The following is a 13,818-nucleotide window of genomic DNA, read 5'->3' on the forward strand; positions in this document are numbered from 1 at the left end:
GAGCTATCTCGAGGGAACGGTGGGGTCGGCGAACCGCTCGTTCGGCACGGTGGCGTACCAGCCGGGCCGCCCGGGGTCCCGGTCGTACGGATAGCCGCCCGTCTCCCGATAGAACTCGGCGTAGCGGGCGACCTTCTCCGGATCCAGCCGCACCCCCAGCCCGGGCCCCGATGGCACGGCGATGGCGCCCTCCGAGTACGCCATCTTCCCGCCCTCGATCACGTCGTCCCTGAGCTGGTGGTAGTGCGCGTCGGCGGCGTAGGTGAGGTTCGGCAGCACCGCGCCGAGATGCAGCATGGTCGCCAGCTGGATGCCCAGCTCCCCGGACGAGTGCACGGCCACCCCGAGCTGGAACGTCTCGCACACGCCCGCCGCCTTCACGCACGGCCTGATGCCGCCCCAGAACGTCGTGTCCAGCAGCACCACGTCGGCGGCCCTGCGCAGGACGTTCGAGGCGAGCTGCTCGAAGTTGACCACGACGGTGTTGGTCGCCAGCGGCACTCTGACCTGCTCGCGGACGGTCCTGAGCCCTTCCAGGCCCCAGACCGGGTCCTCCAGGTAGTCGTTGTTCAGCCCTTCGATGGCCCGGCCGAAGCGCAGCCCCTCGGCCACCGACAGCACGGCGTTCGGGTCGTATCTGAGCCGGTCGTCAGGGAAGGCATCGGCCAGCGCCCGGTAGCACTCCAGCTCGAAGTCCGGCGGGAACACGCCGCCCTTGAGCTTGTGCACGGTGAACCCGTGCGCCGCCTTGAGCTGCCCGGTGTGCTCGACGAGCTGCTCGGGCGTGCGGATCTCGTCATACCCCTCGGCCGCGTACCTGAAGAACAGGTACGAGGCGAACGGCACGGCGTCGCGGACCCGCCCGCCGAGCAGGTCGCAGGCGGGCACGTTCAGGTGCTGCCCGATGAGGTCGATGCAGGCGAACTCGATGGCGGCGAGGAGCTGCGTCCTGTTGTTGTAGAGCGAGGCCGTCGGGTTGGCGATCTTGAAGCGCAGTGCCTCGAGCTGAAAGGGATCATGATCCTTCAGGTACGGCATCAGCGCACGGAACGCCGCCTCGGCGCTTTCTCCCCCTCCACCCATCTCGCCCAGGCCGACCAGCCCGTTGTCGGCCTCGACCTCGACGATCGTGCGGACGAACCTGCCCCAGTGCGCGCCGTTGCTGTGCCGCAGCGGCGCCTCCAGCGGGACCGCGACCGTCGTGGCCCTGATATCAACGATCTTCACGAACACGTCCCCCAAATCGCGGCCACCCCGCAGGCGGGCAGCCGTACCTTGACCGTCTCGTCCACCACGTCGAGCCCGCGGGCCGAGCGCAGTCCGGGCAGGCGGACCGCCACCTCGACCGGCTCGGCCGCCAGCGACTGCAGCCGCACCACGCGCTCGTCCCCGGACCGCCCGATCGACGTGATCAGCACGTCGGGGTGGTCGACCGACACGTACGTCTCGGTGACCTTGGGGCTGTCGCTGATCAACGCGCCGACGAACGGCTCGGTCAGTCCAGAGGCCGCCGCCGCGCCGATCCTGCGGCCGTCGGCGCCGGCCGCTGAGGTGACCGCGTAGCGGAACGTGGTCTCGCCCTGCTGCTGGGCAGGGAAGTTGGTGTCCCAGATGTTGTTGAGCGCCCACGAATAGACCGTGCCGTCCTCCTGGTCGAGGGTGGGCGGGAACGGCGCGTACGGCATGTGGATGGTGCCGAGCTGCACCAGCGGCGCCTCCAGCGTTGCCCAGGCGACGGTCAGCTCGGGGTCCTCGAACGCGATCCAGTGCCTGATCGGCAGCATGTACTCGGCCGAGCCCGGCACGCGCGGCACGTCGGGGCCGCCGACGCCGCCGGTGAGCTCCCAGGCGGTGGCCGGGCCCGCGGCGAACGGGAAGGCCAGGAACACCGCCTCCTTGGCCGGAGTGCCCTGCTTGGCGAGCTGGTAGGTCAGGTCCAGCCTGGGCACGCCGTTGTGCAGCTCGATGGTCGTGCGGATCCAGTCCACGCCCTTGCCGTGCAGCTCCACGACCAGCTTCTCGCCGACGGCCGTGCGCTGGGCCTTGGTGATGGTGGCGCCCTTGCCGATGGCCCGGTCGCCCAGGAGCGTGCGGTCGTGCGCCCCAACATGTCCTGACAAATGGTTGAAATGTGGGGCGGTGGCGTACTGGTCGTAGACGTACTGGCCGAAGCCGGCCGCCGCGTCGCCGTTGACCAGCTCGCGGCCCGCCCGCTTGTCGAAGATCGAGCTGATGTAGCCCTCGCGTACGTCGTAGGCCACGCGGTAGAACTCGTTCTCGATCAACCCGCTCAGGTCGAGCTCGACCGGCTCGGGGGCCTGGGTCTCCCCCGGCACGACGTCGATGCGCGTGTAGCCGAAGCCGGGAACATCGGGGACGACCGCCTGGACGTGCCGCCCGATCGGCCGGGTCGGCCAGTCCTCCGGGTGCACGAACTCCTCGTGGTGCGCGAGCGTCTCCCCGGACCGCGAGTCCACCAGCGCGATCGGCACGTCGATGCCCACCACGTCCCTTGGCAGGAAGGCACGGACGACGTCGGTCCTCCCCCATGTGCCCGGGTTGAAGACGGCGAACGAGGCCAGCGCGCCGCCCTCGGCGCCCGCCTCGGACAGCGCGGCGGCGAACCTGCGGGTCGCGGCGTGCAGCAGGTCGGCCGCGTCGTCCTGGGCGTCGTAGGCGCCGGACGACTTGCGCGTCCACTGCAGGCCGCCCGAGTCGCCCGCCTCCTCGGCGTCCTCCCACGGGTTGGCCGCGCCCCACGTGTGCTCGTTGAACAGGGCCACCTTGTCGTAGGCCGCGTCGATCTGCTCTGTGGCGTCCACGCCCGCGATCGTGTGCAGGGTCTCGGCGACCCGCAGCGCGGACTGCGCCCTGCGTACGTAGCCGAGCGGGCGCGCGCCCGAGCCGAGCCCGTCCGCCCACCAGTCGGTCCAGTCGCCCTCGTGCACGGCCAGCCGGTCGTGGTAGCGCTCCTCGACATGCTCGAAGAAGTCGCTGTTGACGGCCGAGCGCAGGCGCGGGTAGGCCCACTCCTCGTTCCACCGGCGCGCGATCGAGGCGGGCACGATCGAGGGCCCCGCGTTGTCGGCGTGCGCGCCCTGCACCCGCAGGTGCAGCACATCCAGCTCGTACGGCTCCTTGGGCGCGTCGGGCCCCTGCCACCCGAACGTCCCAGGACCGTACGGGTACCCCCGCGTGGCCAGGGCGGACAGGTAACGCGGCAGCAGGTCGTCGGCCAGCTCGTAGGAGTCGGTCAGGCCGACCGTGTTGCCCTCCATGTACGCCATGCCGTGTGGCGTGTCGGTGAACCAGACGATGACCTCGTTCCCGCTCGGCGCCCGCCAGCGGAACGGCCTGGTCAGCTTGTCGCCGCCATGCAGGTAGGGCACCGACCGCCCCGCCCAGTTGTGCGCCGCGGCCAGGTAACGCACGCCGGACGCGTTGAGCGCGTCCACCAGGCCGACGACCGCGCCGGGCACGTCGGTGTGCATGGCGGACTTGGTGGCGAAGCCGTACCGCTCCTTGAGCCGGCCGGTGAAGCGGAGCTGGCGGTACAGCTCCTCGGCCGAGCACGCCTCCGTGTGGAGCTGGAACGGCAGCGCGGTCACCTCGATCACCCCTTCGCGGGCCTTTTCCGCGAAGGACGCCACCATGTCGGCGGGCCGCGCGTCGAGCCACTTCAGCGCGGGCATCGACGATTCGACCGTCCACCGGAACTTGGCGTCGTCCGGCCAGGACGCGGTCTCCTCGGCCAGCCGCAGCGCCGCGTCCAGGTAGTCGAGGTGGTGGCGGAGCACGGTGCCCTGCGGGTCGGTGTAGCCGATGTCCAGGTGCGAGTGGTGCACGACGAACACGCTCCACTTGCGCTGCGGGGTCACCGTGACCTGCGCGGAGCCGACCACCCCGGCGTCGTCGCGGCACTCCAGCGTGAGCACGCGCGGCGCCTGCACCTCGGGCACCAGCAGCGTCACGTCGCTGCCCGACGCGCTGTCCACGCCCACCAGCACGTGGGTCAGCGGCTCGGTGCTGGACACCCTGACCGCCTGGCGGCCGTCGTGGGTGAACAGCGGCAGCACCGCGACCCGCACCTCCAGCCCGCGCACGCTGATCACCGGTGTCGAGGTGTCGTCGCGCAGCGCCTGCCTGATCCCGTCGTAGTCGGGACTGCCCAGGCTCCGCTGGAGCAACCGGCTCGTCATCAAACACTCCCTAGAGACAGGCCCCTGGCGAAGAGGCGCTGGGTGGCGAGGAACAGCACGACGGTCGGCAGCGAGACCACGAGCCCCGCGGCCAGCCCGACGGGCACCGGGGTCCCGGCGTAAACGTCGGTCATCAGGCCGGCGATGGCGGTCATCACCGGCCGTACGTCCTCGGTCTGGGTCAGGGTCAGGCCGAAGATGAGGTCGTTCCAGACGAAGGTGAACTCCAGGATGAACACCGCCGTCAGCGCGCTGAGCGAGATCGGCAGGTAGATACCCCAGAAGATGCGCCAGGTCGAGGCGCCGTCCATCCTGGCCGCCTCGAAGATCGAGAATGCTACGCCGGTGTAAAAGTTACGCAGCACGAAAGCGGCCAGCGGCACGCTGATCGCCGTGTAGATGAGGATCATGCCGAGGCGGCTGTCGTACAGGCTGGCATCGCTGTAGCCCACGAACAGCGGCACGAGCAGCATCTGTGAGGGGAAGACCGTGCCGCCGAAGATCAGGATGAACCAGAAGAAGCCGTGGCGGAGCCGGAGCACCACGATCGTGTACCCGGCCAGCGCCCCGATGAGCACCCCGAGCAGGGGCGAGACGATGGCGTACAGCGCGGTGCTGGCCAGGCTCTGCGTCAGGTTGGCGCTCTCCAGGGCCCGCCCGAAGTTCTCGAACAGCGAGAAGTCAAGCGAGGGCACCCACGCACGGCCCGGATCGTACGAGCTGGCCGGGCGTGAGGCGTTCACGAACAGCAGGTACGTCGGCCCGAGCCAGAGCAACCCGAGCACGACGAGAACGGCACGCCTGATCATGAGGCCACCTGCCGCTTGAGGTAGAGGTAGGACGCCAGCCCGGTGACGACGGTCAGCATCACCGCCACGGCCGAGCCGTAGCCGTAGTCGCTGGCCACGAACGTCTCCTTGTACATGGTCACCGCCAGCGTCTCCGAGTTGCGCCCCGGGCCGCCCTGCGTCAGCACCCACACGATGTCGAACGTCTTCAGGCTGGCCACCAGCGCGAGCCCGACCACGACCGCCGTCAGCGGCCTCATGAGCGGCCAGATGACGAGCCTGAACAGCTGCCAGCCCCCGGCCCCGTCGAGCCGTGCGGCCTCGATCGGCTCCTTCGGGATGGACTGCAGCCCCACCACGAAGAGCAGCATGTTGACGCCGAGCTGCTGCCACGTCCAGACCAGCAGCATCGCGAACGTGTTGACCGGCGCGTCCTGCAGGAACGCGGTGTCCACGCCGAGCAGCATGTTGGCGATCCCGCCGTGCGACAGGATCGGGCTCCACACCATGGCCAGGCCCGCGCCGCTCAGCGCGTACGGCAGCAGGAACGGCACCCGGAACCAGATGCCGCCCTTGATGTCGTACGACAGCACCGCCACCAGCAGGCCGAGCCCGACGGGCAGCACCATGGTCCCGACGACCCAGAGCAGCGTGTTGCGGATCGAGGTGAGCAGGGCCGGGTCCTCGAACAGCTTGCCGAAGTTGTGCCAGCCGATCCACTGCGCCGGCTCCAGGCCGTCGTAGCGGGTGAAGCTGAGGTAGGCCGTCCACAGGAACGGCGCGTAGAGCAGGCCCGCGACCAGGAGCACCGCGGGCGCCACGTATCCGGATCGGAAGCGGCCGAGCATGGGAGCACGCGTGTTCATGGCCTCACGCTCACTGATGCGTGCTCCAGTACTCATCGGCGGCCTTCTGGATGGTGTCCAGAACCTCCTTGTAGCTGGACGGCTCCGTCACGAACTTGCTGAAACCGTCGAGGGCGGCCGTCAGGATCGGCGGCGGTGTGGCCTCGAAGTACCGGTTGACCAGGCGGTACTGGCCGCTGCCCGCGTCCTTCGTGACGGTGCCGAGCGCCTTGTCCGCGATGCTCACCTTGGGGTTGGCGCTCACGTCGCCCCTGCTGGTCGCCCACTTCTCCTGCGCCTCCGACGTGGTCCACCACTTGAGGTACTTCTGGTTGGCCTCCGGGTCGGCCGCCTTGGTCAGCGAGCAGAGCGGGCCGCTCTCGAAGATCATCGAGGTCTTGGGCAGCGAGGGGTTGACGTTGGGGATGACGAAGAAGTCGTAGTCCTCGCCGGGCTTCAGGTTGCGCTGGGTCATGCTGGTGTTGAACCAGGTGCCGAAGGAGACCATCGCGGCCTTACCGTTCTTCAGCACGTCGCCAGGATCCGTCTTGTCACCCGGATTGATGAAATATCCGGCGTCAATGAGCGACTTCCACTTCTCCATCACCTGGACCACGCCCGGGTCGGTGTATTTCGCCTTGCCAGTGGACAGGCGGTCGTACAGGTCGGGGTCGGTGCCGGCCATGAGCTGCTCGAACCAGACGAAGGAGAACAGCACGCTGGTGTGGTAGAAGGCCTTGACGCCGTTCTTCTTCAGCGTGTCGGCCACCTTGACGAGGTCGTCCCACGTCTTCGGCGCCTCGAGGCCGTACTTGTCGAAGATCTTCTTGTTGAAGAACATGCCCCAGTACGCGACGTTCATCGGCACGCAGTACTGCTTGCCGCCGATCGTGTAGTAGGGCTGCAGGTCCTTCGACAGGTCGCCCGCCTGGATCGCCTGCTGCCAGATGTCCGTGGTGTCGGCCACCTGCTTCTGCTTGACGATCTCCTCCAGCATCCCCCCGGTCTGCCAGGTGAACAGGTCAGGCTTGACGTTCGTGCGGAACGACGCCTTGATGAACGCCTGGTACTGCGCCGAGTCCGTGTATCCCGTCGGCTTCATGCCCAGGCCGATGCTCTGCTTGGACAGAGCGCCCATCTCGTCGAAGTACTTCGTCCAGGCGCCCTTGTCGTTGTACAGGGTCAGCTCGGTCTTCTTCTGCGTCTGCGCGCCGTTTCCACCACAGGCGGTCAGGACGAGCGCTGCCACGCCGAGCGTGACCACACGTGACCGGAACATGGACCGGCCTCCTTGTTTCATCAGGGGGATTGCAACCTGTGCTCTATAACCGTCTTCACGTCCACCAGGTGGGCCCGCATGCGCTCCTCGGCCTGCGCCGCGTCGCGTGCTTCGATGGCCTCCAAGATCGCCAGGTGCTCCTCGTAGTCGCGGCGCCGGTCGTCGAAGATCTGCAGGATCTCCTGCTGCTCGGGGCCGTGGACAGTGAGCAGCGAGTCGACGACCTCGTGCAGCACGCTGTTGCCCGCCAGCCGGGCCGTCGCCCGGTGGAAGGACATGTTGGCGTCGTGCAGGAGGGCGTCGTCGCCTCGCAGGTGCCTGCCCGCCTCGTCGAGCACCCGCTTGAGCGCCGCCAGCGCCTCGGGGTCCGCGTGCTCGGCGGCCATCGCGGCCAGCGGCGGCTCGATCACGATGCGCGCGCCGAGCAGCTCCAGGAGCTGGGTGGCGTGCATCTCGCGCATGTTGGGGTTGGGCAGGACCATCCGCTCGATGTCGGCCCCGACGTAGATGCCGGAGCCGTGCCGCATTTCGATGGCCCCGGTGGCCTCGAGTCTGCGTAGCGCTTCGCGTAGCGTCGGGGTGGTGACGGCGAAGCGCTGAGAGAGCTCCCTGGTCGAGGGCAGCCGGTCGCCCGGCCGGTGCCCGCCCGTACGGATGAGCTCCAGCATGCGCTCGGTCAGAGCGTCGGACAGTGTCGGCCGCGTTACCTCGGACATATCAAGTGATCTAATCACTTTCTGGCTTTGGCGTCTATGATTTCGCCATGAAGCGTGCGGCGGCCCGCTACGAGCGGGCGCTGCGGGCCTTCGTCACCGCTTCAGCAGGTCCGTCATGATCGCGATCTGCCCCTTGCGCGAGTCCTGCACCTGCCCGGCCCACTTCTGAACGGCCGGGTTCGCCCCGCCCGCCACCTCGGCGGCGGCCATCCGCACGGCGTCGCCCTGATGCGCGATGAGCAGGTTGAGCAGGTCGTACTCGAAGTTCTTCGACTTCTTCAGCGCCTGGACGCGTTTGACGTCGGTCTGGGGCATGCCGCCATGGTGGTCGTGCGCGCCGGCCGCGGGCGTGAGCGGCTGGTCCCAGGAGTGCAGCCAGCGCAGCATCATCTCGACCTCGTCCTGCTGCGTATTCGCGATGGCCGCGGTCAGCGTCTTGAACTCCGGCGTGGTGGCACGGGCGGCGCCCACCTTGGCGATCTCGATGCCCTGCCGGTGATGCGGCACCATCATCTGCACGAACATCACGTCCTCGGCGTTGACCGGGACGTCCTGGGACGTGGCCGGGCCGCAGGCGGTGATCAGCAGGAGGGCGGCCAGGGCGGGCCATAAGCGCACTGGCCTCACCTCTTACTTATAGGAAACCTTCCTAAGAGTTCTACCCGACTCTCTGGCGGAGGTAAACGGCTCAGTACTTCGCGAGGAACCCGAGCGCCTCCTCGGTGTGGTGCCTGGCGATCCCCAGCATGAACTCACGGTCGGGGAAATCCCCGTCGAGCAGCCGGAGCGGCCCCGCGACGAGCGACAAATGCTGGGCGAGCTCATACAGCTTCATCCGTCGCTCGTCGAGCCCATCCACCCGCAGCCGCTCATAATGCTCGCCGAACCGGATCCGCAAGAGACGTGCTCCCACTCGACGTCGAAGAACATCGTCCCTTCGATATCGATGAGCACAGGAGTGTCCCGCTCGTCCACCAGCACGTGATCGGGCCCGAGCTCCCCGTGGATCAGCCCGTGGTCACCGCGCGGCTCGACCCGGGCGGCCATCTCCCGCAGCGCCGACTCGAACCCTTCGCGAGCCGCGCCGATCCGCTCGACCCCTGCTAACCGGCTCGCGCTGACCTCACGCGCGATCGCGGCGAACCGCTGATCATCCACCATCGTGCTCCCGAACGCGAAGAGGCCCCCTGGACGACGATAATCCGGCATTGTATGCCGCAGTGGCACTGCGCGATGACGACGCATATGACGTCGAATGCCGTGACATACTCCGGCGAGAACATCAGCTCACGGCCCGGTCCGACCGCAGCGCTATCGCGAAAGACCTCACCATCTGGCTGGCCGCCCGCGACTATCCTGGTCGACCCGCCAGAACACCAGGCACCCAATTCTGAAACACCTCTTTGTAGCACCCCAGTGGTGGCGACAATGCGGAAGTTGCCTCACCATGGCTGGGGAGTGTGAAGGAACAGAATGGCGGCGAGCATAAGGTCTCTTTGCCCAGGCGTGGCGCATCCAGCTGTGATCATTTTCACGCGCCTTGGAGAGCCGGGATACCGCCCTGGCCTGAACTGGCCCCTCGTATCCTGACCATGCCTTACTGGCTGGGTAAGTCCTCGTCGTCCGCTGGTGTGATGATCTAGCGCAGGGGTAATACGCGATCGGGGATGGCAGGAACCGACGCGATATGAGTCGTGCCCGTGTCGCCTCGGCCCAAGTGGGTCGACGGCCCTGGCCGGCCAGGGCCATGGCCTCTGGGAGCACGCCAACCGCCGGCGTACCCAGGTTGTCGGCGGGCCGGCACACCGGACGAAAACCGCCGGCGCGGCAGCGGCGCCCTGCAGATGTCCTTGTTATTCGAGCACGTTGATCAGGTCCACCGCAACGGTGGCTCTGGGGCCGCACTTCAGGGTGAAATCCGCATGGAGTGGGCCGGCTGGTTGTTCCCATCCATCCTGGAATTCTGCTCGATAAGAATTGCATGACTGGTTCGTTTCGAACCGAAGCGGATACGCCCGATCTTCGAGGAAGAACAGGTGAGAAGAATGAGGGACCATGAGCGGAACACGACCACGGACGCCGGAATTCCTGTGTCCAGCGATGAGCATTCGCTCACGCTCGGCCCAGGCGGCCCCAATCTGCTGCAGGACGCATACCTGATCGAGAAGCTGGCCCACTTCGTCCGCGAGCCCGTGCCTGATCGGGTGTACCACGTCAAGGGCGGCGGTGCCTTCGGCTATTTCGAGGTGACCGCCGATGTCAGCCAGTGGACCAAGGCCGCCTTCCTCAACGAGGTCGGCAAGCGTACGCCGATGCTGGTGCGCTTCTCGTCGGTGGCCGGCGAGGAGGGCTACCCGGACACCGACCGCGACGTGCGCGGCTTCGCCCTCAAATTCTACACCGAAGAGGGCAACTACGACCTCGTCGGCAACAACACGCCCGTCTTTTTCGTACGCGACCCCATGAAGTTCCCTGACTTCATTCACTCGCAGAAGCGCCTGCCCGACAGCGGCCTGCGCAGCAACAACATGCAGTGGGACTTCTGGACGCTCTCGCCCGAGTCCGCGCACCAGGTGACGATCCTGATGAGCGACCGGGGCACGCCGCGCACGTGGCGGCACATGCACGGCTTCAGCAGCGACACGTACATGTGGGAGAACGCCGCGGGCGAGAAGTTCTGGGTGAAGTACCACTTCAAGACCGAGCAGGGCATCCAGAACATGACCGATGCCGAGGCCAAGGCCATGTTCGTCGAGGACCTCGACTATCACCGGCGTGACCTGCGGGATGCGATCGCCCGCCGGGACTACCCGTCCTGGCGCCTGGAGATGCAGATCATGCCTTACGAGGACGCGGCCGACTACCGCTTCAACCCCTTCGACATCACCAAGGTCTGGCCGCACAAGGACTACCCGACGATCCCGATCGGCCGTATGGTGCTCGACCGCAATCCCGACAACTTCTTCGCGCAGATCGTGCAAGCCACGTTCGACGTGGCGAACTTCGTCCCGGGTATCGGACCCAGCCCGGACCGGATGGTGCTGGGGCGGATGTTCGCCTACGCCGACTCGGCGCGCTATCGCAACGGCCCGAACTATGCGCAACTGCCGGTCAACCAGCCGATCAGCGAGGTGCACAACTACAACAAGGATGCCCCGATGCGCTACTTTCACAGTGGCAGCCAGCCGGTCTACGCGCCGAACAGCTACGGCGGGCCCAAGGCCGATCCGCAGCGCTACCGCGATCCGAGCTGGTTTGTGGAGGCCGCCGAGATCATGCGCACGGCCTACGAGGCGCACAGGGAAGACAACGACTTCATCCAGCCCGGCACGCTCTACCGCCAGGTGATGACGCCGACCGATAGGGACCATCTGGTCGGCAACATCGTCGGGCACTTGAGCCAGGGCGTGGAGCGCTTCATCCAGGAACGCGCGGTGCACGAGTACTGGGCCAAGGTCGACTCAGACCTCGGCGCCCGCATCGCCCGCGAAATAGGGCTGGTTCCGGCACGGTAGAAGGACATCCGCCCGCGGCGCCTGCGGAGCTGTACTCGTCCGTGCCAGCTCCGGTTGACGAAGTGCTCAAGGCCGTCGGCGTCGTACAGCATCACAACCCATGGCTACGACGACGCAGCACCCGATGCTCCTGGATGGCGCCTGATGGAAACACGCCAACGGGTGAACTCACCGGCAGGTGGTTGCGGGCCCTGCACGAGGGTCTGCTCTCCATGGATCCTTCGGGCCAGGATGGCGGGGATCTCTCCGAGTGGAGCATGACCACCCGTTGCTGTACAAAGCTGCTGTACGACCATGCAAAAGGCCCTCCCGGATCATCCGGAAGGGCCTCTGACCTGGAGCCGCCTTGGGGATTCGAACCCCAGACCCCTTCATTACGAGCAAAATCAAGGACTTGCTCATCCTCCCCCGCCGAGGAGGTGACCTGCCTTTTGCCGTCCGTCAGAGTCCGTGGACGTCCATGATCGAACGTCCTCGTTGTCACCCACTTCGTCACCCGGTCGGGTCGGCAGGACCTTCGAGCGCCAGGGGCAAAGACGCGGCTCAGCGCGGCTTTGCCGACCCGATCGCTCCCAGGCCGCATGCCTGGTGGGCGACAGGCTCACGGCTGGGTGACGGCGCCCTGCGCCACCGCCCCTTGATCCTATGAGATCCATTCGGCAGGGCACTGGACGCCGTTTGGACTCATTCCTTCAGTTCGGTCTTGGCGGCGAACAGAGTTCCCCGTTCCGTGCCCTGCCCCCGGCGAATGTTCAGCCCCTCCTTGCGGAAGCTGATCCATCCTTCACCGTCAGTCAGTCCCCGCACGATTCTGGTTTTCACGATGTCGTGGGTCGCATAACCAACGTCCAGATGAGTCAGGTGGCTGTTGTCCTTCCGGTGGACTTTGAGCCCCTCCACGGGGAAGGTGATCCATCCGTCGTCGGCGCTTCGTCCTTGCACCCATTCGGTGTTGATGCCGTTGAGGTCGGCCTTGTCGGCGTGCACAGTTCCCCATGCCCCGCTTCCGTTGCGGACGTCGAGCCCGTCCTTGGGGAAGGTGATCTTCCCGTCGTCGGCGCTCCTCCCCTGCACCCACCCGGTGTTCACACCGTTGAGGTCTGCCCTGTCGGCGAACACGGATCCCCAGGACTGCCCGGCCCCCTTACGCACGTTCAGCCCCTCCTTGGGGAAGCTGATCCATCCGTCATCGGCGCTTCTTCCCTGCACCCATTCGGTGTTGATGCCGTTGAGGTCGGCCTTGTCGGCGTGCACAGTTCCCCATGCCCCGCTTCCGTTGCGGACGTCGAGCCCGTCCTTGGGGAAGGTGATCTTCCCGTCGTCGGCGCTCCTCCCCTGCACCCACCCGGTGTTCACACCGTTGAGATCGGCCCTGTCGGCAGTCACGGTCCCCCGCCCGCCAGAGTTGTCCGAGATCTCCACCCCTGTACCGGTGAAGGTGACGCGCCCCTTCTTTCCGTCCACCGCCCCCTGGACCCAGGGCGTGTCAATCCCGGTGGTGGCGGTGAGCGTTTCCAGGACGGGGAAGCGCACTTGGACGGTGGTGGTGAGGAAGTGCTGCTTCTGGGTGACGGGGTCGGTGGCGACGAGCGTGTAGGTGGTGGCCCGCTTCGGCGCGTCGGGCGGGGTCCAGGTACGCCCGTCCGAGGAAATGTCCTTCTGCCCGCCGGGGAACAGGATCTTGTAGTCGAATTCGGGGGACCCCTCCCAGCTCAGCGTGAGGTTTTCGCCGACGCCCACCATGCCCTTGTCCGGGTGGAAGTCACGCGGCGCCGGAATCTCCTTCGGAGCGGTCTTGACCAGCGCCACCGACGTGTAGCGGGTGTGCTCCCCGTCATCGTCTTCGGTCTTCTCTCTCACCGTCAGCACGGCCGGCCCGGCGGTGGCGGCAATGGTGACGTTCTCCATCGTCAGCACCAGGTAGTCGCCGGGTTTGAAAGAAGCTACGCCCCCGCTCTTGGGGGTGACTTCAAAGACGTTGGTGTCCCGCTGCGGGTCGACCTTCACCTCCTGGGTTCTCGCCTGGGTCCCCCACCGGTTGTCGGTGTACTTGCCCTTCATCTCCGGGAGGTTCGGGGTGAGGTCGCCAACGCCGTCGCCGACGGGCACCCTCACCTCGATCCTGGACCAATCCGTCCTCCTTGCGGTGTTGGTGATGACCAGGTACACCGTCCCTGTGGATTTGGACCTCCGTCCGGCCGCTGACGCCTCCACGGACGCCGGGTCGGTGAAGACGGTGTAGGTCAATGCGGTCATGATCACGACTCCTTTTTGGAGGACGGCACAGGCCGATGAGCCGCCCGCCCCGAGAGCACCGGGGGCAGGACAGGCGGCGACGCTGGGACACATTCGAAACCCCCCGCTTGGAGATACGCCCCAGAAGATCGCCCTTTAGATCCAAACGTGCGCATTGGAGCGCGACAATAGAACGTGAGGCGGCCATAGCAGGGCGATTCAGCAATACCTTCAGCGTCTT

11 protein-coding genes are annotated in these 13,818 nt (G+C 66.9%); 1 reads left to right on the plus strand and 10 read right to left on the minus strand.

Features of this window, described 5'->3' with window-relative positions; all coding sequences use genetic code 11:
* Positions 1–3 precede the first annotated feature (3 nt).
* From AB0J09_RS00805 to AB0J09_RS00845, 9 genes are all read right to left on the minus strand, one after another.
* Positions 4–1,227 (minus strand): enolase C-terminal domain-like protein, encoded by a 1,224-nt coding sequence (locus tag AB0J09_RS00805; protein ID WP_360683032.1) that lies wholly within the window; start codon positions 1,225–1,227, stop codon positions 4–6.
* Entirely contained in the window at positions 1,224–4,199 is a 2,976-nt protein-coding gene (locus tag AB0J09_RS00810; protein ID WP_360683034.1) for a glycoside hydrolase family 38 C-terminal domain-containing protein, read from the minus strand. Before AB0J09_RS00810 ends, AB0J09_RS00805 begins: the two co-directional genes overlap by 4 nt.
* Complete coding sequence (locus AB0J09_RS00815; RefSeq protein WP_360683036.1) at positions 4,199–5,008, minus strand: carbohydrate ABC transporter permease; 810 nt, start codon at positions 5,006–5,008, stop codon at positions 4,199–4,201. The genes AB0J09_RS00810 and AB0J09_RS00815 overlap by 1 nt, the downstream gene beginning before the upstream one ends.
* Positions 5,005–5,853 (minus strand): sugar ABC transporter permease, encoded by an 849-nt coding sequence (locus AB0J09_RS00820; RefSeq protein ID WP_360683037.1) that lies wholly within the window; start codon positions 5,851–5,853, stop codon positions 5,005–5,007. The genes AB0J09_RS00815 and AB0J09_RS00820 overlap by 4 nt, the downstream gene beginning before the upstream one ends.
* Before the next feature lie 10 nt (positions 5,854–5,863).
* Positions 5,864–7,111, minus strand: a complete 1,248-nt coding sequence (locus AB0J09_RS00825; RefSeq protein WP_360683039.1) for an ABC transporter substrate-binding protein — start codon at positions 7,109–7,111, stop codon at positions 5,864–5,866.
* 20 nt (positions 7,112–7,131) lie between these two features.
* The gene (locus AB0J09_RS00830; RefSeq protein ID WP_360683041.1) at positions 7,132–7,827 is read right to left on the minus strand and encodes a FadR/GntR family transcriptional regulator; all 696 of its coding nucleotides are present in this window, start codon (positions 7,825–7,827) and stop codon (positions 7,132–7,134) included.
* 93 nt (positions 7,828–7,920) lie between these two features.
* Positions 7,921–8,445, minus strand: a complete 525-nt coding sequence (locus AB0J09_RS00835; protein ID WP_360683043.1) for a DUF305 domain-containing protein — start codon at positions 8,443–8,445, stop codon at positions 7,921–7,923.
* Positions 8,446–8,515: 70 nt separating this feature from the next.
* Complete coding sequence (locus AB0J09_RS00840; protein ID WP_360683045.1) at positions 8,516–8,662, minus strand: hypothetical protein; 147 nt, start codon at positions 8,660–8,662, stop codon at positions 8,516–8,518.
* Positions 8,659–8,988, minus strand: a complete 330-nt coding sequence (locus AB0J09_RS00845; RefSeq protein WP_360683047.1) for a phosphotransferase — start codon at positions 8,986–8,988, stop codon at positions 8,659–8,661. Before AB0J09_RS00845 ends, AB0J09_RS00840 begins: the two co-directional genes overlap by 4 nt.
* 884 nt (positions 8,989–9,872) lie before the next feature.
* Here AB0J09_RS00845 and AB0J09_RS00850 point away from each other — a divergent pair.
* Positions 9,873–11,342 (plus strand): catalase, encoded by a 1,470-nt coding sequence (locus AB0J09_RS00850; RefSeq protein WP_360683049.1) that lies wholly within the window; start codon positions 9,873–9,875, stop codon positions 11,340–11,342.
* A 684-nt stretch (positions 11,343–12,026) separates the two neighbouring features.
* Here the strand turns inward: AB0J09_RS00850 and AB0J09_RS00855 are convergent.
* Positions 12,027–13,598 (minus strand): hypothetical protein, encoded by a 1,572-nt coding sequence (locus tag AB0J09_RS00855; protein ID WP_360683050.1) that lies wholly within the window; start codon positions 13,596–13,598, stop codon positions 12,027–12,029.
* Between the last annotated feature and the right edge of the window lie 220 nt (positions 13,599–13,818).

Source organism: Nonomuraea sp. NPDC049784 (assembly GCF_040659615.1).
In the GTDB taxonomy this organism is placed as follows: Bacteria; Actinomycetota; Actinomycetes; order Streptosporangiales; family Streptosporangiaceae; genus Nonomuraea.